Origin of the sequence: Kribbella sp. NPDC058245 (genome assembly GCF_042882005.1) — a bacterium.
Classification (GTDB): domain Bacteria; phylum Actinomycetota; class Actinomycetes; order Propionibacteriales; family Kribbellaceae; genus Kribbella.
Genome location: NZ_JBHVWY010000019.1, coordinates 142637 through 167007, shown reverse-complemented (window position 1 = coordinate 167007; position 24371 = coordinate 142637). Strand labels below are relative to the sequence as shown.

27 protein-coding genes are annotated in these 24371 nt (G+C 67.9%); 13 read left to right on the top strand and 14 right to left on the bottom strand.

What is annotated here, in order from left to right; genetic code table 11:
• Window positions 1-53: 53 nt before the first annotated feature.
• Window positions 54-1100 (bottom strand): fatty acid desaturase family protein, encoded by a 1047-nt coding sequence (locus ACFVWG_RS35440; protein WP_391547848.1) that lies wholly within the window; start codon window positions 1098-1100, stop codon window positions 54-56.
• A 131-nt stretch (window positions 1101-1231) separates the two neighbouring features.
• Between ACFVWG_RS35440 and ACFVWG_RS35435 the strand changes: the two genes are divergently transcribed.
• Window positions 1232-2539: a sensor histidine kinase gene (locus tag ACFVWG_RS35435; RefSeq protein WP_391547847.1), complete on the top strand. Its 1308-nt coding sequence runs from the start codon at window positions 1232-1234 to the stop codon at window positions 2537-2539.
• On the top strand, window positions 2491-3138 hold the full coding sequence (locus ACFVWG_RS35430) for a response regulator (RefSeq protein ID WP_391547846.1): 648 nt from the start codon (window positions 2491-2493) through the stop codon (window positions 3136-3138). Before ACFVWG_RS35435 ends, ACFVWG_RS35430 begins: the two co-directional genes overlap by 49 nt.
• Window positions 3139-3227: 89 nt before the next feature.
• Here the strand turns inward: ACFVWG_RS35430 and ACFVWG_RS35425 are convergent, their stop codons facing one another.
• The 4 genes from ACFVWG_RS35425 to ACFVWG_RS35410 form a co-directional block, all read right to left on the bottom strand.
• Complete coding sequence (locus tag ACFVWG_RS35425) at window positions 3228-3959, bottom strand: amino acid ABC transporter ATP-binding protein (RefSeq protein WP_391547845.1); 732 nt, start codon at window positions 3957-3959, stop codon at window positions 3228-3230.
• Entirely contained in the window at window positions 3956-4807 is an 852-nt protein-coding gene (locus ACFVWG_RS35420) for an amino acid ABC transporter permease (protein WP_391547844.1), read from the bottom strand. Before ACFVWG_RS35420 ends, ACFVWG_RS35425 begins: the two co-directional genes overlap by 4 nt.
• Window positions 4804-5658, bottom strand: coding sequence for an ABC transporter substrate-binding protein (locus ACFVWG_RS35415; protein WP_391547843.1), 855 nt, complete (start codon window positions 5656-5658; stop codon window positions 4804-4806). Before ACFVWG_RS35415 ends, ACFVWG_RS35420 begins: the two co-directional genes overlap by 4 nt.
• A 99-nt stretch (window positions 5659-5757) precedes the next feature.
• A complete protein-coding gene (locus ACFVWG_RS35410) occupies window positions 5758-6516 on the bottom strand; it encodes a helix-turn-helix domain-containing protein (RefSeq protein WP_391547842.1) in 759 nt (252 codons plus the stop codon).
• A gap of 118 nt (window positions 6517-6634) precedes the next feature.
• Between ACFVWG_RS35410 and ACFVWG_RS35405 the strand changes: the two genes are divergently transcribed.
• Window positions 6635-7417 (top strand): phytanoyl-CoA dioxygenase family protein, encoded by a 783-nt coding sequence (locus tag ACFVWG_RS35405; RefSeq protein ID WP_391547841.1) that lies wholly within the window; start codon window positions 6635-6637, stop codon window positions 7415-7417.
• On the opposite strand, the gene ACFVWG_RS35400 is transcribed toward ACFVWG_RS35405, so the two are convergent.
• Window positions 7414-7560 (bottom strand): hypothetical protein, encoded by a 147-nt coding sequence (locus ACFVWG_RS35400; protein WP_391547840.1) that lies wholly within the window; start codon window positions 7558-7560, stop codon window positions 7414-7416. The genes ACFVWG_RS35405 and ACFVWG_RS35400 overlap by 4 nt on opposite strands.
• A complete protein-coding gene (locus ACFVWG_RS35395) occupies window positions 7557-7961 on the bottom strand; it encodes a nuclear transport factor 2 family protein (RefSeq protein WP_391547839.1) in 405 nt (134 codons plus the stop codon). Before ACFVWG_RS35395 ends, ACFVWG_RS35400 begins: the two co-directional genes overlap by 4 nt.
• A 91-nt stretch (window positions 7962-8052) precedes the next feature.
• Between ACFVWG_RS35395 and ACFVWG_RS35390 the strand changes: the two genes are divergently transcribed.
• On the top strand, window positions 8053-8676 hold the full coding sequence (locus ACFVWG_RS35390) for a TetR/AcrR family transcriptional regulator (protein WP_391547838.1): 624 nt from the start codon (window positions 8053-8055) through the stop codon (window positions 8674-8676).
• On the opposite strand, the gene ACFVWG_RS35385 is transcribed toward ACFVWG_RS35390, so the two are convergent.
• The 3 genes from ACFVWG_RS35385 to ACFVWG_RS35375 are packed head-to-tail and all read right to left on the bottom strand — an operon-like array spanning window position 8660 to window position 11807.
• Window positions 8660-10435: a 3-hydroxyacyl-CoA dehydrogenase family protein gene (locus tag ACFVWG_RS35385; protein WP_391547837.1), complete on the bottom strand. Its 1776-nt coding sequence runs from the start codon at window positions 10433-10435 to the stop codon at window positions 8660-8662. The genes ACFVWG_RS35390 and ACFVWG_RS35385 overlap by 17 nt on opposite strands.
• Window positions 10436-10479: 44 nt before the next feature.
• Window positions 10480-10929 carry an NUDIX domain-containing protein gene (locus tag ACFVWG_RS35380; protein WP_391547836.1) on the bottom strand — a complete coding sequence of 150 codons (450 nt, stop codon included), beginning with the start codon at window positions 10927-10929 and terminating at the stop codon, window positions 10480-10482.
• Entirely contained in the window at window positions 10926-11807 is an 882-nt protein-coding gene (locus tag ACFVWG_RS35375) for a class I SAM-dependent methyltransferase (RefSeq protein WP_391547835.1), read from the bottom strand. The genes ACFVWG_RS35380 and ACFVWG_RS35375 overlap by 4 nt, the downstream gene beginning before the upstream one ends.
• 73 nt (window positions 11808-11880) lie before the next feature.
• Between ACFVWG_RS35375 and nucS the strand changes: the two genes are divergently transcribed.
• The 3 genes from nucS (at window position 11881) to glmS (ending at window position 14752) form a co-directional block, all read left to right on the top strand.
• Window positions 11881-12540: an endonuclease NucS gene (gene nucS, locus ACFVWG_RS35370; RefSeq protein WP_391547834.1), complete on the top strand. Its 660-nt coding sequence runs from the start codon at window positions 11881-11883 to the stop codon at window positions 12538-12540.
• Between the two features lie 76 nt (window positions 12541-12616).
• A complete protein-coding gene (locus ACFVWG_RS35365; protein WP_391547833.1) occupies window positions 12617-12898 on the top strand; it encodes a hypothetical protein in 282 nt (93 codons plus the stop codon).
• 33 nt (window positions 12899-12931) lie between these two features.
• Window positions 12932-14752: a glutamine--fructose-6-phosphate transaminase (isomerizing) gene (glmS, locus tag ACFVWG_RS35360; RefSeq protein WP_391547832.1), complete on the top strand. Its 1821-nt coding sequence runs from the start codon at window positions 12932-12934 to the stop codon at window positions 14750-14752.
• Between the two features lies 1 nt (window position 14753).
• On the opposite strand, the gene ACFVWG_RS35355 is transcribed toward glmS, so the two are convergent.
• Both ACFVWG_RS35355 and ACFVWG_RS35350 read right to left on the bottom strand, forming a co-directional pair.
• A complete protein-coding gene (locus ACFVWG_RS35355) occupies window positions 14754-15041 on the bottom strand; it encodes a transcriptional regulator (protein WP_391547831.1) in 288 nt (95 codons plus the stop codon).
• Window positions 15041-15592: a hypothetical protein gene (locus ACFVWG_RS35350; protein WP_391547830.1), complete on the bottom strand. Its 552-nt coding sequence runs from the start codon at window positions 15590-15592 to the stop codon at window positions 15041-15043. The genes ACFVWG_RS35355 and ACFVWG_RS35350 overlap by 1 nt, the downstream gene beginning before the upstream one ends.
• Before the next feature lie 131 nt (window positions 15593-15723).
• Here ACFVWG_RS35350 and kdgD point away from each other — a divergent pair, with 131 nt between their 5' ends.
• Genes kdgD through ACFVWG_RS35330 form a run of 4 tightly spaced genes read left to right on the top strand, consistent with a single transcriptional unit; the run spans window position 15724 to window position 19967 of the window.
• Complete coding sequence (gene kdgD, locus ACFVWG_RS35345) at window positions 15724-16629, top strand: 5-dehydro-4-deoxyglucarate dehydratase (RefSeq protein WP_391547829.1); 906 nt, start codon at window positions 15724-15726, stop codon at window positions 16627-16629.
• Entirely contained in the window at window positions 16626-17945 is a 1320-nt protein-coding gene (locus ACFVWG_RS35340; RefSeq protein ID WP_391547828.1) for an enolase C-terminal domain-like protein, read from the top strand. The genes kdgD and ACFVWG_RS35340 overlap by 4 nt, the downstream gene beginning before the upstream one ends.
• A 31-nt stretch (window positions 17946-17976) precedes the next feature.
• Complete coding sequence (locus ACFVWG_RS35335; RefSeq protein WP_391547827.1) at window positions 17977-19059, top strand: esterase-like activity of phytase family protein; 1083 nt, start codon at window positions 17977-17979, stop codon at window positions 19057-19059.
• A gap of 14 nt (window positions 19060-19073) precedes the next feature.
• Entirely contained in the window at window positions 19074-19967 is an 894-nt protein-coding gene (locus ACFVWG_RS35330) for an FAD-dependent oxidoreductase (RefSeq protein WP_391547826.1), read from the top strand.
• A 765-nt stretch (window positions 19968-20732) separates the two neighbouring features.
• Here ACFVWG_RS35330 and ACFVWG_RS35325 read toward each other — a convergent pair.
• Entirely contained in the window at window positions 20733-22112 is a 1380-nt protein-coding gene (locus ACFVWG_RS35325; protein WP_391547825.1) for a PLP-dependent aminotransferase family protein, read from the bottom strand.
• A gap of 46 nt (window positions 22113-22158) precedes the next feature.
• Here ACFVWG_RS35325 and ACFVWG_RS35320 point away from each other — a divergent pair, with 46 nt between their 5' ends.
• Window positions 22159-22620: a carboxymuconolactone decarboxylase family protein gene (locus tag ACFVWG_RS35320; RefSeq protein WP_391547824.1), complete on the top strand. Its 462-nt coding sequence runs from the start codon at window positions 22159-22161 to the stop codon at window positions 22618-22620.
• Entirely contained in the window at window positions 22617-23318 is a 702-nt protein-coding gene (locus ACFVWG_RS35315; RefSeq protein ID WP_391547823.1) for an isocitrate lyase/phosphoenolpyruvate mutase family protein, read from the top strand. The genes ACFVWG_RS35320 and ACFVWG_RS35315 overlap by 4 nt, the downstream gene beginning before the upstream one ends.
• 33 nt (window positions 23319-23351) lie before the next feature.
• Here ACFVWG_RS35315 and ACFVWG_RS35310 read toward each other — a convergent pair whose 3' ends face one another.
• Entirely contained in the window at window positions 23352-24335 is a 984-nt protein-coding gene (locus tag ACFVWG_RS35310; protein ID WP_391547822.1) for a LuxR C-terminal-related transcriptional regulator, read from the bottom strand.
• Between the last annotated feature and the right edge of the window lie 36 nt (window positions 24336-24371).

The window sequence follows — 24371 nt, the reverse complement described above, 5'->3', positions numbered from 1 at the left end:
CGGCCCCGAGAGAAGTGAAGGTAATCGAGCAATCTCAGTAAGAGAAGGAGTTTTCAGTGCGTGAACGCCTTTTCCTCGCGCAGTTCGCGGCCGACCTCGTGCAGGTGCCGCAACCCCATTCGGTACGAATGAATTAGTCCGGTGCTCAGATACGGCAGGCCGACCTTTTCGCAGTACTGCTGGACGATCGGCTGGGCGAACCGCAGGTTGGCCCGCGGCATGCTCGGGAACAGATGGTGCTCGATCTGATAGTTCAGCCCACCCATCATCCAGTCCGTCGCGAGGCCGCCGTTGATGTTGCGGGAGGTCAGGACCTGCTTCTCCAGGTGGCCCCAGTCGCTGTCCTCACCGGGCATCTCCATCCCTTTGTGGCCCGGTGCGAAGACGCTGCCCAGGTGCAGGCCGAAGATCATGTGGTGCAGCAGCGCGAAGACCAGCGCCTGCGCCGGCGACAGCAGCACGAAGAGCGCGGTGAAGTAGCAGACCAGGTGCGCGACCATCAGGCCGATCTCGACCTGCTCGGTGCGGCGACGCTGCAGCAGGAAGCGGATGCTGGAGACCTTGAGGTTGAAGCCCTCGAGGGTGAGCAGCGGGAAGAAGATCCGGGCCTGGTTGCGGCTCAGCCAGCCCTCGAGACCCTTGCGGCCCTCGGCCTGCTGCTGCGTCCAGACCAGGATGCCCTCGCCGACGTCCGGGTCCTTGTCGGTGTGATTCGGGTTGGCGTGGTGGCGGTTGTGCTTGTCGTTCCACCAGGCGTAGCTCATCCCGAGGACGAAGTTGCCGTGCAGCATCCCGATCCAGTCGTGCAGCCGGCGCGAGTTGGTGATCTGCTGGTGCCCGGCGTCGTGCCCGAAGAACGCGGCCCGGGTGGTCAGGATGCCCAGCGGGAGCGCGAGCAGCAGCACCCACCAGGAGCTTCCGACCGCGGCGATCGCGATCCAGGTGAGGGCCGTCAGCGCCACGTTCACGCCGATGGAGATGGCATAGGCCGCCGTCCGGCGTTCGAGGAGTCCGGCAGCCTTGATCTCGCGCAGCAGCGGCGCGAATCCGCTCCCGCGGGTGTCTGGGGTCGTCCCCGGAAGGTGCGCTGTGGTCGTCATGGAGCAAGCTTTGTCGGCGCGGGCGCCGCGCACAGGCCTGCTATCCCCCGAATCCACCGGGGGAAATCCCCCGGTGAAGAAGGGGGGTTAACACCACTGGCTACGGACTCACTCTCGGTCATGATGGGTGCATGACCACCCTTGCCACTGCGACTGCCACTGCGGCGCCGCCGATGCGGTACCCCAAACTCGCACAGCCGTGGATCGCGCTCGCCCTGGCCATCCTGGCGCAGATCGGGATCGCGTTCTTCGTGCTGAACGTGGTGGCCATCCCGCTGATCGCCGTCTGGGTCGGCATCCCGCTGCTGCTCGCGTTCGTCCCGGCCACCCGCTGGTTCGCGAATTGTCACCGCACGATGCTGGCCGGCTTCATCGGCGAGGCGATCCCCCGCCCGTACAAGAAGCCGCCGCTGCCCGGCATCCTGATGTGGCTGCGGACGACGCTCTCCGACCCCGCTACCTGGCGTGACATCGTTTGGCTGCTGGTGAACGCGGTGGTCGGGTTCACGCTGAGCCTGATCAGTGCGGTCCTCTTCCTGAGCACGCTCTTCTACGGGATCTACCCGCTGCTGGTCGGCGTTACCCCGGAGGGTGTCTTCACCGAGCCGTTCGGAGGGTTGTTCACGGTCAATTTCTGGACCAGCTTCCTGGTCATGCCGGTCGCGCTGATCGGGTTCATGATCTGGCAGGCCGCCGGTGAGCGGCTGCTGAAGGCGAACGCGTACATCGCCCGCTCGCTGCTCGGGCCGACCGAGAGCGCCAAGCTGGCGCTGCGGGTCCAGGAGCTGGCCACCTCGCGCGCCGAGACCGTCGACACCCAGGCGGCCGAGCTGCGCCGGATCGAGCGCGACCTGCACGACGGCGCCCAGGCCCGCCTGGCCGCGCTGAGCATGAACCTCGGTATGGCCGAGGAGATGGTCGCCCGCGACCCGGCCCAGGCCGCCGCGCTGCTGACCGAGGCCCGTCTGTCCGCCAGTACGGCGCTGTCCGAGCTGCGCGACCTGGTCCGGGGCATCCACCCACCGGTGCTCGCCGACCGCGGGCTCGACGGAGCGGTCAGGGCGCTCGCGATGTCCTGCCCGTTCAAGGTCGACGTCATGTACGACGTACCGGGTCGTCCCCCGGCGCCGGTCGAGTCCGCGGCGTACTTCGCGGTGGCCGAGTGCCTGGCGAACGCGGTGAAGTACTCGGCCGCGACGACCGCCTGGATCCAGATCACCCACGAGCACGAGAAGCTGCACATGATCGTCGGCGACGACGGCGTGGGAGGTGCGGTGGTCCGCCCCGGTGGTGGTCTGTACGGTATCGAGCGGCGGCTGGCCGCCTTCGACGGTACGTTGACCGTGGTGAGCCCGAGCGCCGGGCCGACCACCGTGATCATGGAGCTGCCTTGCGAGTCCTCATCGCTGAAGACCACGCCCTCCTCCGGGACGGCCTGATCCGTCTCCTGGAGGCGCACGACTTCGAGGTCGTCGAGGCAGTCGACAACGGTCCCCGGCTGGTGCCCGCCCTGGTGGAGCACCGGCCGGACGTGGCCGTTGTCGACGTCCGGCTGCCCCCGACCTTCACCGACGAGGGACTGCGCGCCGCGATCGAGGCCCGCAAGCAGGTCCCCAACCTGCCGATCCTGGTCCTCTCCCAGTACGTCGAGCAGCTGTACGCGCGCGAGCTCCTCACCGGCGGCGGTGGCGCGGTCGGCTACCTCCTGAAGGACCGCGTCTCCAACGTGGCCGACTTCCTCGACTCGGTACGACGGGTCGCGGGCGGCGGCACCGCGATGGACCCGGACGTGATCGGCCAACTCCTGGCCCGCAACACCCGCGACGAACCGATCGGCCGGCTCACCCCGCGCGAGTCCGAAGTCCTCGGCCTGATGGCCGAAGGCCGCTCGAACGCCGCCATCGCCGGCGCCCTGTTCGTCACCGAGAAGGCAGTCTCCAAACACACCAACAACATCTTCGCCAAACTCGACCTCCCACCGTCCGAAGACGACAACCGCCGAGTGATGGCGGTCCTCCAATACCTCTCCGCCCGCTGAGCCGAGCACACCAACTGGGCACACCAACTGGGGACCGCGGACACCTGGCCAGATGTCCGCACTCCCCACGTGGTGTCCTCGGCTCCGGGTCAGGGGCGGATGCGGCTGAGGAACTCGCGGGTGCGGGACTCTCTCGGGTTGTCGAGGACCTCGGCCGGTGGGCCTACCTCCAGTGGGCGACCTTGGTGGAGGAAGCAGACTCGGTCGGCTACGTCGCGGGCGAAGGCCATCTCGTGGGTGCAGACGAGCATGGTCATGCCTTCCTCCTTCAACTCGCGCAGGAGGTCTAGGACTTCGCCGACGAGTTCGGGGTCGAGAGCTGAGGTGACTTCGTCGAGCAGGAGCAACTGGGGTGAGTTGACCATGGCTCGGGCGATGGCGGCGCGTTGTTGCTGACCGCCGGACAGCTCGTCCGGCTTGGCAGCCGCCTTGTCGGCCAGGCCTACGCGGTCGAGCATGGCGAGGGCTCGGGTGCGGGCGGTGGCGCGGTCGACGCCGTGGACGCGGATCGGGGCGAGGGTGATGTTGTCGAGCACGGTCAGGTGCGGGAACAGGTTGTAGGACTGGAAGACGAACCCGATCTCGGAGCGCACCTTGTCCGCGTTCACCTGCGGATCGGTGATGTCGGCGCCGGCCAACTCGATCACGCCGTCATCGACGACCTCGAGCAGGTTCACGCAACGCAGCAGCGTCGACTTGCCGGATCCCGATGCGCCGATCAGCACGACACATTCCCCCTCGTCGACCTCCAGGTCAAAGGAGTCGAGCACCACGTTCGCGCCGTACGACTTGCGCACTCCACGGAGCGATAACAGGGTCATACGGGTCCCCCTCCCCCGCCGTACCAGCCTTGGCGGCGGGCGACGTAGTCGGTCAGCCGGGTCAAGGGGATGGTCAGCGCGACGAACAGCAGCCCCGCGACGACGTACGGGGTGAAGTTGAAGTCGATCGCGGTCTCGAGCTGGGCGGCACGGATCGCGTCGATCACGCCGAGTACTGCGATCAGGCCGGAGTCCTTTTGCAGGCTGACGAAGTCGTTCAGCAAAGGTGGGAGCACGCGGCGGACGGCTTGCGGCAGTACGACGAAGCGCAGCGTCTGGCGGTAGGTGAGTCCGAGCGAGCGCGCGGCGGCTCGTTGGGAAGGGTGGACCGATTCGATGCCGGCGCGGAAGACCTCGGCGACGTACGACGAATAGGTGAGGACGAGCGCGGCGCCGCCCCAGATCACCGCATCGTTCGGGAGGCCGCTGAGGCGGAGCGCGGGGACGCCGAAGCCGAGCAGGAAGATCACCAGCAGCAGGGGCAGGCCGCGGAACACGTCGGTGTAGGCGGCGGCGAAGACGCGGAGCGGGAAGAAGATCGGCCCGCGCAGGGTGCGCATGATCGCAAGCGTGAGGCCGAAGATGACGATCAGTACGGCGCAGATCAGCATCACCCGGATGTTCAGCCAGAGCCCCTGGGCGACAGTGGGCAGCGCCTCCCAGGCCCGGTCGGCGTTGAAGAACGTCTCCCGGACCCGCGGCCAGCCCGGGGTCGAACCGATGCCGACGGCAACCAGTACCAGCAGAACGACCGAGCTGCCCACTGCGATCAGCGTCGACCGCCGCGCCTGCCGACGGCGGAAGGCGATCCGCTCCTGCTGCAGAACGGACGGTTGCCACTCACTCATGAGAGCTCGGGCGCGCCTTCCTCGGTCAGGTACTGCTTCTGCAGCTTGGCCAGGGTTCCGTCAGTCTTCAGCGCGTCGACCGCCTGGGACACGCAGCCGGTCAGCTTCGAGTCCTTCTCGAGCACGAAGCCGAACTGCTCAGTGGTCCCGGTCGCCGGCAACTGCCCGACGATCTTGCCGTTGTCGAGCTGCGCCGCGGTCATGTAGAACGCGGTCGGCAGGTCGACCACGATGCCGTCGAGCTGCTTGTTCTTCAGCGCCTGGACGGCCAGGTCGTTGGTGTCGTACGCGGCGACCTGCTGCTTCGGCTTGATCTGGTCCTTCGCGACCGTGTAGCTGGTCGTCCCGACCTGCGCACCGAGCTTGGCGTCGGCGAGCTCGGCGACCGACTTCGCGTTCGCGATCTTGCTGCCCGCGGTGGTGATCACGGTCTGCCGGACGTCGTAGTACCCGGACGAGAAGTCGACCGCCTTGCGGCGCGCGTCCGAGATCGACACCTGGTTGACGTCGAGGTCGAACTTCTTCGGCCCGGGCGCGAACGCGGCGTTGAACTGCACGGTCTGCCACTTCACCTCGGTCTTGGCGAACCCGAGCTTCTCGGCCACCGCGTAGGTGACGGCCGACTCGTAGCCCTGACCGTTGCTCGGGTCGTCCTTGCTGAACCACGGCTCGTACGCCGGCTTGTCCGTCCCGACGGCCAGCGTCCCGGCGGTCCGGAGGGCCAGCTTGTCCTTGCCACAGGCATCGGCCCCGGTCGGCGCCGGCGTACCGGTCGTCTGGTCCTCCGGAGCGCAGGCGACCAGCCCGAGCATCAACACAGCCGCCGCCACCGTTACTGCACGCGAAGTCATGCGCAGAAGCGTACGGCGTCCGATGCGTGCGCTAACGACAGGTAGTAGTCCCTGAGATTTCGGCGTGCCGCCCCTCCTCACGCGTAGGTAGACGACTACCTAGTGTCCTTGGCGACGCCGGTACGCCGTGGGGCTGGTCCCGGTGTGGCGGCGGAAGCGGGTGGAGAAGTACAGCGGGTCGGCGAAACCGACCTCGGCGGCGACGGAGGCGATGGAGCGGGTGGTGAGCTCCAGGAGCCGGGCCGCGGCGTCGAGCCGGCGGCGTTCGACGAACTGTTGCGGAGTGACGCCGAGCTGGTCGCGGAAGAGGTGGGCGAAGCGGGAGACCGAGAGGTTCGCGACCCGAGCGAGCTTGGGCAGGTCCAGCGGACTCTTCAGCGAAAGGTCGATCAGCTCGATCACGCGGAGCAGGCGGTCGTCGATGCGGACGGCCTTGGGGTTCTGGGTGTCGCACCAGAGGAGGGCGGCTTCGAGGGCGTTCACGCTGAGTTGTTCCCCGTGCGGCAGCGGGCTGCGTTGGTACCTGGCCGCGTCGCGGAGATTGTCGGCGATCTTCTCGATGGCGGTGAGGTGGAGGAGCAGGATGCCGGGGGCGACCTCGGGCCAGTCGAGCAGCGGCAGCCATTCCGGTTTCGGGCGCAGGTGGACGTAGAAGAAGTGCCACCGCTCCCCCACGGTCCCGTAGTCGTGCAGGGTGCCGGGCCGGACCAGCACGACCGTGCCCCGTTGGGCGGCGATCTCGCTGAAGTGCCCGGCGCCATGCAGCGTCAGGACGAGCAGCCAGTCGGTGGTGCCGCGGCGGCGGAAGGTCGCGTACTCCGGACCCTCGTCGAACTCGCCGGCCACCAGACGGCGCACTTCAGGCCTGGGCGCCTCCGCTCTGGATGTCTCCGCTCTGGGTGTCTCAGCAGGATCTCGAAGGTTCACAGCTCGATAGGCTATCGCCTCCGCACTGCCCGCGACGGATCCTTGACCTATGACAGTCGCCGAGATCTACGCCACCGAAGGGATCGTCCAGGTCCCGCAGCTCCTCACCCCTGATGAAGTCGCCCGCGTGCGGACGGCGTTCATGGAGCAGGTCGAGACCGATCGATCGATGGACTTCGACGACGGCCTCCCGGACGGCGATCCGCTGGCCCGGTACCCGCGGTTCGTGCACCCCCATCGCAGAACCGAGGTCGAGGCCGGTCGGATCGCCCGGGACCTGATGCTCGACAGCCGGATCCTCGATGTGGTCACCGCGCTGATCGGACCGCCGCTCGCCGCCCAATCCATGTTCTACTTCAAGCCGCCAGGTGGGCGCGGTCAGGCCTTGCACCAGGACAACATGTTCCTGCGGGCCGATCCCGAGACCTGCCTGGCGGCGTGGATCGCGATCGACGACGTCGACGCCGAGAACGGCGGACTGGCCGTCGTACCGGGGTCGCATCGGACTGAGCTGGTGTGCCCGGAGCCGGCCGACCTCACCGAGTCGTTCACGAACGCCGAGGTGCCGATCCCCGACGGCCTGCAGAAGGTTCAGACCAAGATGACGGCCGGGGACGTGCTGTTCTTCCACGGCAGCGTCGTGCACGGATCCCGCCCGAACAGCAGCGCCGACCGATTCCGTCGGTCGCTGATCTTCCACTACGTTCCCGAGGCCAGCACCGAGATCGCCGCCTTCTACAACCCGCTGATCCGCCCCGACCACCGACCGACGACCCTCCCCGAAGCCATCGGCGGCGGTCCTTGCGGGGACTACGGCGACAAGGAGCCCTAAGCAGATCGACGAGTACGACGTCGGTCCGGGCGCGGGCGAGTGGTCGGCAGGACGCGATAGGCGCCGCCCGCCGTCCAGCTCGCGCCCGGCTTGACACCGGACCGCGGACCGTACCGCCAGGGCTTGGCGTCCGTCGAGTTCATGAGCTGACCTGAGCCATGATCCCGGCCAGGTCGAGCCAGACGTTCTCGCGGGTCATCAGCCCATCACGGAACTCACAGACGTGCAGCAACCGGTAGGTCACCGTCTTGCCGCGCGCCTGCGGACCAAAGTCGTCGTTGGCGATCAGCTGGGTCGCGAGCACCTCGTCGACGACGAAGTCGTCCCCGTGGTACCGCCGTACCGGCTCGTACTTCTCCTCGTCCCCCTGAGCGAAGAGCACCCGGTACCGCTCGGCGATCGCCTCATGCCCAACCAGCACACCCTGGCCCGCGACGTCGTGCTCGGCATCCGGGGTGAGCGTCGCCAGCACGCCCTCGAGGTCATGCGCGGCCTCGGCGGCGAAATGCCGATCGAGAACTGCGTCCATCTCCGCCGGTGTCATCATCCCGAACCCCCAAGTATGTCGTAAGATGGATCTATCGTTATGAGAAATCTTTCTCACGTCAAGTCGTCTGCCCGAAAGGGAATCGCCCATGCCCGGCCGGGAGAACCAGAAACAACGGACCCGCACGGCCCTGATCGAGGCGTACATCGAGCTCGTCCGCGAAGGAGAGTCGCCGAGCGTCGCCGAGGTTGCCGAGGCCGCCCAGGTGTCGGTGGCGACGGCGTACCGGTACTTCCCGAACACGCGCTCGCTGCAGGCTGACGCCTCGGTCGCGCCGCGGCACAACATGCCCGACTACGACGCCGTACTGGCAGCCGCCGGCGACGACCCGCTGGTGCGCATCGAGGCTCTGGTCCGCTCGATCGCGACCTGGCAGTTCGGCGACGAAGCGGTCTGGCGGCGCGTCCAGCAGGCGACCTTGGAACGGTGGTTCGCGCAGGTGGACCACGGCGGACTCGACGACCGGGGTCAGGTCGAGGAGCCGATCCGGTCCTCGGCCCGCAAGGACGTCGTCAGCCAAGCCCTCTCACCGCTGGAACCACGCCTCAGTACGGCGGACTTCCAGCGACTGGTGAGCGCCGTGATCATGACGTGCGGGGTCGAGGCGTTGATCTCGACCCGTGATGCGGCCCAACTGTCTCCGGCGGAAGCCACCGAGACGATGGTGTGGGCTGCCCGCGCCCTAGTGACGCAGGCTATGCATAGTCTCTGAAGCCGCGGGCGGTCTTGCGGCCGAGGTAGCCGGCCGTGACCAGGTGCTCGAGCAGCGGCGCCGGGGCGAACCCGGGCTCACGGAACTCCAGGTAGAGCGTCCGCTGAATGGCCAGCGAGACGTCCAGGCCGACCACGTCGAGCAGCTCGAACGGGCCCATCGGCAGGCGGCAGCCGAGCTTCATCGCGGCGTCGATCTCGTCGACCCCGGCGTAGTGCGCCTCGAGCATCCGGACCGCGTCGTTCAGGTACGGGAAGAGCAGCGCGTTCACGATGAAGCCGGCCCGGTCGCCGCAGCGGACCGGATGCTTGCCCGCGGCAACGGCCACGGCGGCGACGGTGTCGGCGACGTCCTGGGCGGTGCTGACCGTGCTGACGACCTCGACCAGCTTCATCACCGGCGCCGGGTTGAAGAAGTGCAGCCCGACCACGGCGGCGGGCCGCTTGGTCGCCATCGCCAGGTCGATCACCGGCAGGGACGAGGTGGTGGTGGCCAGGATCGCGGTCGGCTTACAGATCTCGTCGAAGCTCTCGAACAGGGCCTGCTTGACGCTCAACTCCTCGACCACGGCCTCGATCACCAGGTCCGCGCTCGCGAGATCGTCCAGCCGGGCGGTCCCGGTGACCCGGCGCAGGGCGGCGTCCCGTTCGTCGGAGGAGAGCTTGCCGCGCTGGACACCCTTCTCCAGCGAGCGCTCCAGACCCGCCCGGACCTTGTCCACCTTCTCGGTCCCGCGCGCGACGTACAGAACGTCGTACCCGGCCTTGGCGCAGACCTCGATGATGCCGACGGCCATCGTGCCCGAGCCGACCACGCCGATCTGCTGGATCGGGCGGATCACGGTGTCGTCGCCGTTCACCTGAGGGGTCTGCTCGTCGTCGACGACGACCGGCGAGTCCGGGGACTCGTAGGTGTAGAAGCCGCGGCCGGTCTTGCGGCCGAGCAGGCCGGCGGTGACCATCTGCTTGAGGATCGGGGCCGGCGCGTGCAGCCGGTTGCGGCCCTGCTTGTACATCGTGTCGAGAATCTCATACGCCGTGTCGAGGCCGATCAGGTCAAGGAGCGCCAGCGGACCCATCGGGTAACCGCAGCCCAGGCGCATCGCGGCGTCGACGTCCTCGCGGGTCGCGTAGTGCGACTCCACCATGGAGACGGCGTGGTTCAGGTAGCCGAAGAGCAGCGCGTTGGCGATGAAGCCGGCCCGGTCGGCCGCGACCACGGGGACCTTGTCGAGGCGGCGGGCCAGCGCCTGCACGTCCTCGACGACGTCCGGCTCGGTGACGACGGTCTTGATGACCTCGACGAACTCCTGCACCGGCGCCGGGTTGAAGAAGTGCATGCCGACGACGCGGCGCGGGCGCTGGGTGGCGACCGAGATCTCGGTGACCGACAACGACGAGGTGTTGGTGGCCAGGATCGCGTCCTCGCGGACGACCTTGTCGAGCGCGGAGAAGATCTCGCGCTTCAGTTCGAGCCGCTCGATCACGGCCTCGATCACCAGGTCGCAGTCCGCCAGCGCCTCGATCGAGGTGGCGAAGGTGACCCGGTCGAACAGCGCCTGCTGGTCCTCGACCGACAGCTTGCCGCGCTTCACCGCCCGGTCCGTCGAGTGCTGGATGTGACCGCGGCCGCGCTCGACCGCCTCGTCGTCACGCTCCACACCGACCACGGTCAGACCGTGGCGCGCGAACACCTCCGCGATACCGGCACCCATCGTGCCGAGACCGACCACACCGACGACCTGCAGTTCCCGAGCCATGCAGGCACTATGCCAGTCCGCGACTGGTCAGCCCATGAGCTGAGTCACCCTGGCTCGTCGAAAACCACCGGTGTGTCCAACCACTCGTTGGCCACAGCGAGAGGATCCGGTACGGCGGCCAGTGCCGCACCGATCGGTTTGGGCTTCAGCTCGCCGTACCGGGCGGGTGGCAGCCACATCGCCCGGTAGCTGCCCGCCTCGGAGTCGACGGGGCTGTCCATCTCGGGGCCGTCCCCCGTGCCGAAGTCGCCCCCGAGCGCCTCGGCCAGGAAGTAGTGCTGGTTGCTCTCGCGGAAGGTCACCACTGCGACGGCGCCGAGGATCCGCACGTGCAGGCCGAGCTCCTCAAGCGACTCCCGCCGCGCCGCCTCAGCCACCGTCTCGCCCGGATCCACTTGGCCGCCGGGCAGTACGTAGTAGGTGAGTCCGTCGCGGACGCGCTCGATCACCGCGATCCCCTCCGCCGAGAAGAGGAGGACGCCAGCCCGGATCACGTGCGGGTCGCTACGACGTCGAACCAGCTGCGGCGTGGGGCCGCAGTGCGGATCAGCTCCCGGACTGTCCAGCCGGTGCTGGCGAGCAACTCGCGCAACGGCTCCTCCTGCCACATGACGAAGTGGCGTGGCAGGTCGAGGTAGCGGTTCGACCACTCCTCGCCGGAACCCTCGATGGTCGCGAAGGCGAGCACGGGTGCGGCACGAACGGCCTTGCGCAGGACCTCGGCCAGCTGGGTCCGCTCGAAATGCAGGAAGACCGCGTCGGCGAAGACCGCGTCGTACGGTCCGCCGAAGTCGTCGGCGATCGCATCCAGCCGATCGGCGTCGTGACCGTCGGCGCGCATCATCTCCAGGAAGGCCTCGGTCGCCTCCGTCCGCCGAACCAGATAGCCGCGGCGCTCGAGCTCAACCGCGTCCCGCCCGGTACCGCTGCCCAGCTCGAGAACTCGGGCGCCCGGTGCCACCACACCGGCCAGGAGGTCGATGAGCTGGTAATGCGGATCTTTGGGGATCGACTCGCGGAACTTGTCCGCCGCTTGCTCGTACGTCGCCAGCGTCCGCTCGTTGTCGGTCGCCACCCGGGTCCAGCCGTCGCCGGTGTGCTCCACCACCGCGGGCAGTTTCAGACCGAGATCGACACCGAGCACGACCACGGTCTCGCCGCGATGCTGGTCCGCGACCGCCTGCAGTTCCGCGTCCGGCCGCCGTACCAGGTCTGGCAGCACAGTCAGCGGTACGCCGAGCCGCTCCGCCAGCCGCGCACCCGCGGACGCGTCGAACGTCGCCGCGTACACCTGCGCGATCCGCTCCCCCACCGCCGCGTCCTGCACATCGCCTGGCAGCAACAGGATCCGAGCCGGGCACATCAGGTTCATGCCAACCTCCTTATGCACCGCCACCTTCGCACGGTCCGCCGACAGCAGTCGACGTGCTGTAGCGTCACTCCTCGTGCGCTTGGTGATTGCAACGTGTTCCGTGGACTACTCCGGCCGTCTGACCGCCCATCTGCCGATGGCGCCGCGGTTGCTGATGGTGAAGGCGGACGGCTCTGTGCTGATCCATGCCGACGGTGGTTCGTACAAACCGCTCAACTGGATGTCGCCACCCTGCAAGCTGACCGTGGACGACGACGTCTGGAGCGTCACGAACAAGGCCGGCGAGGAGCTGCGGATCACCATCAAGGAGGTGCACAGCGACACGGCGTACGAGCTCGGAACCGACCCCGGCCTGATCAAGGACGGCGTCGAGGCACACCTGCAGGAGCTGCTGGCCGAGCACGTCCACACCTTCGGCGAGGGCTTCACGCTGGTACGGCGCGAGTACCCGACCGCCATCGGCCCGGTCGACCTCCTGTGCCGGGATGCCGACGGGAAGCACGTCGCGGTGGAGATCAAGCGGCGCGGCGAGATCGACGGCGTCGAGCAACTCACCCGGTACGTCGAGCTTCTCAACCGCGACCCCCTGCTGGCCCCGGTCCGGGGGATCTTCGCGGCCCAGCTGATCAAGCCGCAGGCCCAGTTCCTGGCGACCGACCGCGGCCTGGAGTGTGTGACGGTCGATTACGACCTGCTGCGCGGCATGGAATCGGACGTTCTGCGCCTGTTCTAGGTTGACCCGTCAGGATTTTTGCCCGATTTCGGGCAGATCCTTTGTGTTGGACCCTGAAACGCTGCAGAGTTGGGGCGTGATCAGTGAGGCGGCGGCAGGCCCGGTGGACGAACTGGCCGAGCAGGTCAGCCGGACGACCGGACTCTCCGCGGACGATGCGCGGCGCGTGGTCGCCGACGTCCTGGCGTATTTCACCGAGACGGCCGAGGAGTATGTCCGGCGCCGTCATCGGGAGCTGCAGACCTACGGTGCCCGCAACGACGAGATCTTCGCCCGCGTCGGCACCGAGCTCCGGCACTGGCCCGTGCGCTCCCCCGAACTCTCTGCCCGTCAGCTGCGACGGATCGTCTACGGCTGACGGCAACCAACGACCTTCGAAAGGCACCAACACATGTGCGGAATCGTCGGGTACGTCGGCACCAAGCCGGCCACGCCCATCCTGGTGGACGGACTGGCCAGACTGGAGTACCGCGGGTACGACTCGGCCGGAGTCGCCGTCCTCGGTACCAGCGAGCTGAAGGTGCACAAGGACGCCGGACGGGTCCGTGAGCTGGAGGCCTCGCTGCCGAAGCGGTTCGGCGGCAAGCTCGGCATCGGACACACCCGCTGGGCGACCCACGGCGGCCCGAGCAAGGACAACGCGCACCCGCACGCCAGCGGCAACGAGCGGATCGCGGTCGTCCACAACGGCATCTTCGACAACGCCGGTGCGCTCCGCGCCCAGCTCGAGGAGGCCGGCGTCAAGCTGCGCTCCGAGACCGACACCGAGGTCCTCGCGCACCTGATCGAGCAGGCCGACGGCACCACCCTCGAAGAGAAGGTGATGGCCGCACTGCGCCGGATCGAGGGCACCTACGGCATCGCCGTGATCGACCTCGACTTCCCCGACCGGATCGTGGTCGCCCGCAACGGCAGCCCGCTGATCCTCGGCATCGGCGACGGCGAGATGCACGTCGCCTCCGACGCGGCCGCGCTGATCCGCTACACCCGCCAGGTCGTCTACTTGGACGACGGCGAGATGGCGACCGTCAAGGCCGACGGCTACCGCACCTTCACCCAGGACGCCTCGCCGACCACCAAGACCGCGAAAACGGTCGACTGGGAGGCCGACGAGTACGAGCGCGGCCTGCACGAGCACTTCATGATGAAGGAGATCCACGAGCAGCCGGACGCGGTCGGCCGCGCGCTGCGGGGTCGCCTCGACGAGCGCTTCCACACCGTCCACCTCGGTGGCCTGAACATGGACGCCCGCGAGGCCCGTGAGATCAAGCGGGTCAAGATCCTCGGCTGCGGCTCGGCGTACTACGCCGGTCAGATGGGCGCCCAGTTCATCGAAGAGGTCGCCCGGATCCCCGCCGACGCCGAGCCCGCCTCGGAGTTCCGCTACCGCAACCCGGTGGTCGAGCGCGACACGCTGTACATCGCGGTCAGCCAGTCCGGCGAGACGCTGGACACCCTGGTCGCCGTACAGGAACTTAAGCGCAAGGGCGGCCGGGTGATCGGCCTGGTGAACGCGGTCGGTTCCAGCATCGCCCGCGCGGTCGACGGTGGTGTGTACCTGCACGCCGGCCCGGAGGTCTCGGTCGCGTCGACCAAGGCGCTCACCAACATGGCCGTCGTGTTCGCGATGCTCGGCATCCACCTCGGCCGGATCCGCGACGTCTCCCCCGCCGACGGGCGGCGGCTGATCGAGGGGCTGAAGAAGCTCCCCGAGCACATCCAGTCGATCGTCGCGCAGGAGGAGGAGCTGGCCAAGATCGCCGGTCGCCTCTCCCAGCACGAGAGCATCTTCTTCGTCGGCCGCACCCGCGGCTACCCGGTCGCCCGGGAAGGCGCGCAGAAGCTCAAGGAGATCTCCTACCGGCACGCCGAGGCCTACCAGACCTCCGAGCTCAAGCACGGCCCGCTCGCGCTGATCTCGCCGGACGTCCCAAGCGTCGCGATCGTCCCGCAGGACGAGCTCCTCGACCGCAACATCGGCGCCCTGCACGAGATCGCCGCTCGCTCCGGCCCCCTGTACGTCGTCACCCACCCGGGCGTCGACGTACCGGACGGTGTCGCCGCGAAGATCGTGGTCCCGAAGAACGAGCCGGAGCTCGACCCGATCCTGCTCACGATCCCGCTGCAGATTCTCGCGTACTACGCCGCTGTCGCCCTCGGCCACGATGTCGACAAGCCGCGCAACCTGGCGAAGTCCGTCACCGTCGAGTAGTTCATTCGACGTTGGCGACGATGGCCCTCAGTACGGCGACATGCGTGCTGAGGGCCTTTCGGCCGCCGCCGGTGATCGAGATCCAGGTCGTCCGGCGGCCCTGGTGACTGCCTTTGCGGCTGCGCACATAGCCAACCTCAGCCAGAGCCGCGATGTGTTTGGACAGCACCGAGTCGCTGACCTCGAGTTGCTCGCGAAGGGTCGCGAACTCCAGCTCCGTGACGGTCACCAGCAGACTCATGAGCTTGAGCCGGGCGGGCGCTTGCAGGTGCGGATCCAGGTCGATCATCAGCTGCCCGCGGCGAGCAGGAGCAGACCAGCGACCGCCAGTCCGACAACGGCGGCGAGCCACCACGCAGACTCGTTGCGGCCGTTGGACTGCGGATCTGCTCGATAGAGGCGCATCCAGCGCATCCCCCCGGCGACGTAGCCGGCTCCGCCCGCAATGGAACACACCCCGCTCAACCACCAGTGGTGGCCCAGCGCCGCCCACAGCGCGCCGGCCAGGGCCGCACCGTAGGTCAGCGACGAAAGCGCGCCTGTTCCCAGTACCAACCTGCTGATCAGACTGCGCACCCGGGCGCCGTTGAGACGGCGGAACCGCACGATCTGAATCCAAGCCACGACAGCGAAGACGAGCACGCCCGCGAAGGCCAGAACGGGCAGCTTGCCCGAGCCTGCGGACAAACTCCGCGCAGTCAGAAAGATCTGGACCGCGATCGCCAGCCCAATATTCCCGTAGAACCCCTTCGGTAGCTGTAGACCGGCGGCCAGTTTCGCTTGTGACCGGCGGACGTCGTCCAGTGCGGCTGCGGCATCGTCTGCGCTCGGACTCCCCATACTTTCCATGTTGGAAAGTATGGATCGAACTTTCCAACTTGGCAAGTACGGCGAGCGCGATGCTCTGAGAGCATCGATAGATCCAAAAACAACCTTGGACAGCATCCGGCGGCGTTTCTAGGCTGGCAAGAGTGAATCCCGCCGAACTCGCCGCCCAGCTGAAGACCGGTCTGCTCTCGTTCCCCGTCACGCACTTCCGACCCGACCTGAGCTTCGACGAACCGGCGTACCGCGAGCATCTGTCCTGGCTCAGCCAGTACGACGTCGCCGGGCTGTTCGCCGCGGGTGGGACCGGCGAGGGCTTCTCGCTGACGCCGGCCGAGATCGACACCGTGGTCCGGGCTGCCGTCTCGGAGGTGGCCGGGCGGGTGCCGGTGATCGCGCCGGCGACGGGTGGGACGTTCGCGGCGATCGAGCAGGCGCAGGCCGCCGAGGCCGCGGGCGCCGATGGGTTGTTGCTGCTGCCGCCGTACCTGACCGAGGCCGGCCAGCGTGGACTCGTCGAGCACGTGTCGGCGGTCTGCCGCAGTACCAGCCTCGGCGTAACCGTCTACAGCCGGGCGAACGCCATCCTCACCGACGTCTCGGTCGCAGAACTTGCCGACCGCAACGACAACCTGGTGTGTCTGAAGGACGGCGTCGGCAACATCGAGATGATGACCCGGACCTACGCGCGCGTGGGCGATCGGCTGACCTACATCGGCGGACTGCCGACCGCGGAGACCTTCGCGCTGCCGTTGCTGCAGCTCGGGGTGAGCACCTACTCGTCGGCGATCTTCAACTTCGTCCCCGAGTTCGCCCTCGGCTTCTACGCCGACGTGCGCGCGCAGGACCGGGACGCCGTCTACCGCAAGCTCAACGACTTCGTCCTCCCCTACCTCGACATCCGCGACCGCACCAAGGGGTACGCCGTCTCGATCGTCAAGGCCGGTCTTCAAGCTATTGGGCGCTCGGCCGGGCCGGTCCGGCCGCCGTTGCAAGATTTGTCCGCCGATGAACTTGAGCAGCTCACCGAGCTGATCGGGCGCGTGAAATGACACCAACCATCACCTCCATCGAGGTCGTGCCAGTGGCCGGGTACGACAGCATGCTGCTCAACCTCAGTGGCGCACACGGCCCCTTCTTCACCCGCAATGTAGTGATCGCCACCGACAGTTCCGGAAACACCGGACTCGGCGAGGTTCCAGGCGGCGCGAACATCGCGACCACGATCACCGAGGCCGCCGAACTCCTTGTGGGGCAAGAGATCGCCGGCTACCGCCGACTCCTGCGCTCGGTGGCTGACACCTTTGCGGACCGGGATGCGGGCGGTCGCGGGTTGCAGACCTTCGACCTCCGTACGACGGTGCACGCGGTGACCGGACTCGAGTCCGCACTCCTCGACCTCGTGGGCCAGCATCTCGGCGTACCGGTGGCTGAGCTACTCGGCGACGGTCAGCAGCGCGACGCCGTACCGGTGCTGGGTTATCTCTTCTATGTCGGCGATTCGGGGCGCACGGATCTGCCGTATCTGAACGACTCCGGGGACGATCGCTGGTCGCGGTTGCGGCGGCAGCCCGCGTTGACGCCGGAGGCTGTGGTTGCGTTGGCGGAGGCGGCTCAGGAGCGGTACGGGTTCGCCGACTTCAAGTTGAAGGGCGGGGTGTTCGAGGGTTCGGCCGAGATCGCCGCTGTCCGTGCACTGGCTGAACGCTTCCCTCAGGCTCGGATCACGGTCGACCCGAATGGCGCATGGTCGCTCCGTGAAGCTGTTGCCTTGTGCAACGGATTGGACGACGTACTCGCGTACGTCGAGGATCCGTGTGGGGCCGAGGCCGGGTTCTCCGGGCGCGAGACGATGGCCGAGTTCCGCCGTACGACGGGCTTGCGCACGGCAACCAACATGATCGCGACCGACTGGCGGGAGCTGGCCCAGGCGGTACGGATGGACGCCGTCGACATCCCGTTGGCGGATCCGCACTTCTGGACGATGGCCGGGTCGGTGCGGGTCGCGCAGCTCTGCAACGACTTCGGGCTGACGTGGGGTTCGCATTCGAACAACCACTTCGACATCTCGCTGGCGATGTTCACGCAGGTCGGCGCCGCGGCTCCTGGTCAGATCACGGCACTCGACACGCATTGGATCTGGCAGGACGGACAGGCGCTCACCACGGCGCCACCGCAGATCGTCGACGGACAGATCGCCGTACCGGCGGCCCCTGGGCTCGGGGTCAGTCTGGACCGCGACGCCTTGCAGGCAGCGCATGAGCTGTACCTGAAACATGGACTCGGTGCACGTGATGACGCAGTCGCCATGCAGTATGTGATCAAGGACTGGGCCTTCGATCCGAAGCGGCCCTGTCTGGTGCGCTGATGTTCATCTGTCGTTGACTGAGGAGCCTTGAATGCGTTGGCAGAAGCCGCTCGCCGCTGCTGTTGTTCTCACTGCGCTTGCCACTCCACTCACCGCCGTAGCCCACCCGCCGGTTGGTGGCGGCGCGTGCTCCCCTGATGCCCGGTTCCTCGGGTTCAGCGATGCACTGAACAAGACGACGTACGACGGCCAGTTGGTCGCGGGGTTGTCAGCGCTCAACGTCACCGGGCCGCACAGCGCGGTCGCGCTCGTGGACAACGTGCTCACGTCGCCTGCGCGGGTCTTCAACCTGAAGGTCAGCAGCAAGCCGACCGTCAGCGTGGACGGGATGACGATCCTCAAGCGACCAGACGGTACGCCGTTCAACGCGCAGGACTTCGATGGTGAGGGACTCGTCGTCGAACGCGGTGACCGGACCATCCTGGCGACGTCCGAGCGGGAGCCGTCGATCCGGCGGTTCCGGTTGTCCGACGGTCTGCAGATCGGGTCGCTGCCGGTACCGTCGCGGTTCCAGGTGGCGCCGGCCGGTGAGGCGGTCTCGAACGGGACCTTCGAGTCGCTGACGGCCAGCCGGGACGGGCGGTCGGTGTTCGCGGGCATGGAGGAGCCGTTGGCGCCGGACGGACGGGACGCTGACGGTCGCGGGCGGAACCGGATCCTGCGGTACGCCGGTTGGCCAGGCCACGACTACCGCGTTGCCTCGCAGTACGCGTACAAGACCGACCCCGGGCTGTCGCTGGTCGAGCTGGCGTGGGTGAGCCCCACTGAACTGGTGTCGATGGAGCGCACCTTCGTGCCGGGGGTCGGGAACACGATCCGGGTCTTCACGGTCTCGTTGCGGCACGCAACCGACGTCACGTCGCACGCCTCGCTCGCCGATGCCTCGGACAAGGTGTTCCTGCAGAAGGAGCTGCTGTTCGACCTGGTGAACTGCCCACCGTCAGGTGCGACGGCTCTGCAGCCGCAGCCGAACCCGCTGCTCGACAACGTCGAGGCCCTCGCGCTCGGCGGATACCTGCCCGGTGGACGGCGCCAGCTGTACCTGATGTCCGACGACAACAACGGCAAGACGCAGATCACCCGCTTCTACTCGTTGGCGGTTGACCTGCACTAAGCAACACTGTGCGTATGCGCGTGATTGTGGTGGGTGCCGGTGTCATCGGACTGACGTGTGCCGTCAGGCTGGCCGAGAGTGGCTACGAGGTGGCGGTTCTCGCTCGCGATCTACCGCTGGAGACGACGTCTGCGGTGGCCGGCGCGATCTGGGGTCCATACCTCGCTGAGCCGGCCGACCGCGTTGCTGCCTGGGCCAAGGCGTCGTACGACGAATTCACCAAGCTGGCCGAGCATGAGCCGTCGGTGCAGCTGCGGCACGGGCGTGAGCTGCTGGTGGAGCGGACCCCGGATCCGGCGTGGGCCGATGTCCTGCCGGATCTGACCCGGGTCGCGTCACCGCCGGTCGGATACGCGGACGGGTGGGCGTTCACCGCGCCGGTGGTCGCGATGCCGCAGTACCTGCCTGCGTTGGTGAAACGGCTCGAGAACGCCGGCGGCACACTGACCCGCGCAGCCCTGTCCGGCTTACCCAGTACGGCGGACCTCGTGGTCAACTGCACGGGTCTCGGGGCGCGGCTGACCGCAGCCGACCAGACCGTGACGCCGGTGCGCGGGCAGGTGCTGAGCGTTTCGCCGTGTGGGATCTCGGAGTGGCTGATCGCGGATGAAGTCTGTGTCATCCCGCGCTCGAACGACGTCATCGTCGGCGGCACGAGCGAGCCGGGCAACTGGACGCTAGGCGTCAATGCTGACGACACCTCGGCGATTCTGGAGCGGGCCGCTGCACTCGTGCCACAGTTGCGCAAGGCAACGGTTCTGCGAGCGCGGGTCGGGCTGCGGCCGTCCCGGCCGACGGTTCGCTGCGAACGCGTCGACGACGTCATCCACTGCTACGGCCACGGCGGCTCCGGCGTCACCCTCTCCTGGGGCTGCGCCGACGAGGTACTGGCGCTCGTTGCCGGGTAACCGCCATACCTGACCGGACCGCGCGCTAACGTCCGAACGACCGCAGCGCCTGGTCAGCGTGTATTCGGACGCTAGCTGGGCTGACTGCGGCCGGGGTCCGGTTTGCGTGGCGTGAGACACCTTGTGATCGCTGGAGACCTGTTGCCCATGCTCTCCGCCCCCAACTTCATGTCTCCGGCCACCAGTGGTGGCGTGACACACCCCGGTACGACCTTGAGCACGGCTCAACCACTCCGACGCGGCGCGAATGGTTGACGGGTGCACAAGGTGGACCAGGCACGCGACCTTGAGCACGGCTCAACCACTGCGGCCGCGCGCGAATGGTTGACGGGTGCACAAAGTCCCGCGCCCTCCCACCCGGTCCCGGCCCGGGGCCGGGGGCAACCCTCCAACTGAGGAGATATCCCTCCACCTGGAGGGTTGCCCATCGCGATTTTCGGGGGGCAACCCTCCAACTCGATGGGCATCCCCTGACCTGAGGGGTTGCACGGCCAAACAGGGACTTGCCCACTCACTTGGGGGGTTGCCCACTCACCTGGAGGGTTGCCCACTCACCTGGAGGGTTGCCCATTCACTTGGGGGGTTGCCCATTCACTTGGGGGGTTGCCCACTCAGAATTTCGGGGGGCAACCCTCCAACTGGACGGGCATCCCCTGAGCTGGAGGGTTGCCGCTCAGGTGGGAGGTGGAAACCCCGTCAGCGGCAGTTGGTGAGTGGGGCGTTCCGGCCCCCAAACCAACCGCCGATCCGGCGACCGCTACCCGATCAGACGCCTAGGACCTGGCAGAGAAGGTCTAGGGCGCCTGGGTAGGCGTGGTCGGGTGGGGTGCCGTAGCCGACGATGACGGCTTGGCGGGTCGCCGGGGTCGGGGCGAAGTGGTAGGTGCTCATGCTGGCCAGGCCGAGCCCTTGGCGGGCGGCACGCGCGACCATGTCCTCGGCATCACCCGGTACGTCGAGCAGCACGTGCATGCCGGCCGCGATTCCGGCGACCTGCACGTTCGGAGCGCGTTCCGCGAGCAGCTCGACCAGGCGGTCGCGGCGACGACGGTAGTGCAGGCGCGAACGCCGTACATGCCTGTCGTAGTGGCCGGAGGCAATGAACTCGGCGAGCACCAACTGCTCGAGTGTGGCGGTCTGGTAGTCGGCCACGCGCTTGGCTGCGATCACCGGCTCGAGCAGGTGTTGCGGGAGGATCATCCAGGCGAGCCGGACGCCCGGGGCGAGGCTCTTGCTCGCTGTGCCGGTGTAGACGACCCGCTCAGGGTCCAACGCCTGCAGGGCTCCTACGGCCTGCCGGTCGTAGCGGAACTCACCGTCGTAGTCGTCCTCGATCAGCACCCCGCCTGACTCGGCTGCCCACTCCACAGCCGCCGTACGGCGTTCTGGTGAGAGCGGGACTCCGGTCGGCATCTGATGGGCCGGGGTGAGCAGGGCGGCCTGTCCAGTCAGGTGGGACACGTCGGCGCCGTACTGGTCGAGTGGGAGCGGTACGGGTTCGAGACCGCGGGCACGGATGACGTCGCGGTGCAGGTCATAGCCGAACTCCTCGGTGGCGACCGTCGTACCGCCGAGGTTGCGGACTGCTTCGCAGAGCAGGCTGAGGGCCTGGACGTAGCCGGAGCAGATCAGGATGCGTTCCGGGTCGGCGCGGACGCCGCGGGCGCGGGCCAGGTAGTCGGCGAGGGTACGCCGGAGTTCGATCCGGCCGCGGGGATCACCGAGGCCGAACGCCTCGTTCGGGGCAGCCGGCCAGGCCTTGCGTGCGGCGGCCAGCCACTCGCCACGCGGAAATGTCGAGACGTCGGGTGAGCCCGGGGTCAGGTCGTAGCGGAAGGTGCGGACCGGCGCCACCGTCGCGACCGGGGGCGGTGTGGTGCTGGCGCGGCTGGCAACGACAGTGCCCGAGCCCTGGCGGGCGGTCAGCCAGCCTTCGGCGACGAGTTGGCCGTAGGCGTCGGCCACCGTGTTGCGGGCGATGCCGAGGTCCTTGGCCAGCGAGCGCGACGACGGCAGCCGGGTGCCGGCCGGGAGCCGGCCGCTCCGGATCGAGGCGTGCAGTGCGTGGACCAGGTCGTTGCGGCCACGCGAGGCGGCGAGGTCCAGATGTAGATCAGCACCGAAATTGGCCCCTGGATCTTCCATGGAAGTGGACCATACACCTGGGCCGATCCCGACCTAGGTTGGAGACATGAGCACAACGACAACTCGACGGGTGAAGCTGGCCACCGTGGCCCCGGACTTCTACAAGGCGCTGATCGCGCTGGACGAGACCGCGGGCGCCGGCCTCGACGCCAACTTCGCCAACCTGATCAGGGCGCGCGCCTCCCAGGTCAACGGCTGCGCCTACTGCACCGACATGCACAGCCTCGACTACCTGCACGGCGAAGGCCCCCAGCAGAAGCTGAACCTGCTGCCGGTCTGGCGCGAGGCCCGCAACCTGTTCACCGAGCAGGAGCAAGCCGCACTGGAGCTGACCGAAGCGATCACCCTGGTCAGCGACGGCCACGTGCCGGACGACGTGTACGAGCTGGCCGCCCAGCACTTCGACGAGAAGGAGCTGGCCCAGCTGATCGCGTTGATCATCATGATCAACGCGTGGAACCGGGTCGGCATCACCGGCAAGATGGCTCCCGGCCACTACAAGCCATGACCGCTGAAGCCTTCCGGGCCCTGCACCACTCCGGGCCGCCGCTGATCCTGCCGAACGCGTGGGACCCGGTCAGCGCCAAGGTCATCGCGGCCAGCGGCGCAGCGGCCATCGCCACCAGTAGTGGCGCAGTGGCTCGGGTCCTCGGGTACGACGACGGTCAGCTGACCCCGGCCGCGGAGATGCTGACCGCGGTCGCCCGGATCGCCCGGGCGGTCGACGTACCGGTGACAGCGGACATGGAGGCTGGGTACGGCCTGCCGGCCAAGGAGTTCGCGGAGCGGTTGCTGGAGACCGGTGCGGTCGGCTGCAACCTCGAGGACTCGGTGAGCGGCGGACTGGTCGACCCTGCTGAGTTCGCCGACTACCTGGCTGAGGTGCGAGCGACTGCGGGTGCTGACCTGGTCATCAACGCGCGGGTCGACACCTTCCTGGTGCAGGGCACGCCTGCGGACGCTGTTGCCCGCGGGCGGATCTACCGGCGGGCAGGCGCGGACTGCATCTACCCGATCTTTGCGCCAGTCGAGGTACTGCCGGAGCTGGTCGCTGAGATCGGCGGCCCGATCAACGCGCACGCTGCACCTAACGGACCGAAGGCTGCCGAGCTGATCGCGGCCGGTGCGCACCGGATCTCCTACGGGACCAGCGTGCACACGTACTTGATGGACTCGCTGCAGAAACTCCTGCCGAGCCTGCAGTGAGCTAGAGGGTGGGCCGTTGCAGCGGCCCACCTCTTAGCCCAGTAGGCCCAGGCGATGCGCGGCCGCGCCCGCAGCGAAGCGGGTGGGGGCGTCGACGAAGTCCATGATCGCGGCGATGTGACGGCGTACTGTCCGGACGCTCAGCTGCAGATGGCGGGCGATCGCGTCGTCCTTGAGGCCATGGACGAGCAGCCGGAGCACTTCGCGCTCAGTGCTGCCAAGGCCCTTTGTCTGGGACTGAATGACCGGCGTGGCGCTCTCCCAGAGCTGGTCGTAGTACTGCGTCAGTGCGGCGACCATCGGCGCCGAGCGGACCAGCAGTGCGCCGGTACTGCCACCGCCGGCCAGACCGATCAGTGCGAAGTGGTCGTCGACGATCACCATGCTGGTCGGCAGCGTCCGGGTCGTGCGTACTGCGACCCCGGCGTCGAGTGCTGTCTGCACACCACCGTCAGCCAGGTACTCCGGTGTGCAGAGCTCACGGAACTGCATGCTGTCGCACTGTGCATTGATGGGCGCCGGCAGCACCCGCGCTGGGCCGTCAGGAGTGACGATCGACCGGTAAGTGCATTGGACGGTCTGGATAGAGGTCGTCCAGCGAGCGGTGAGCTCGTCGGGGTCGGTGATGATCTGAGCGAGCACCGACGGCACGTGGTCGGACCGCCGATCGTGCAACTGCATCTGATGCATCTCGGCGGCAGCCACGTATCCCTGCAGCAGCCTGCTGTGCTGCTTGGTCAGCTCCTGATGCACCTGCGTCAGCAGACCGGTCACGGCGATCAGCGGGTCGACGGCTCTGATCACCAGAGCGTCGGGAGCGGGCTGCAGATAGGCCAGTTGGCGGTTCAGCAACTCGTGGTCGATCGGGTCACCGACGTGGGTGACGCGAGCGCCGGTTCGGGTCAGCTCGAGATAGGCCTCGGCCACATCGTCGGGCAGTAGCTCGCGGACGAGCTTCTCGTGTTCGGACAGGTCCTGCGGCTGCCGGCCGAAGCCGGCGGTGACGTTGGCGACCACGCGACATCCCCCACCACGATCGGCCACCAGGGCGGG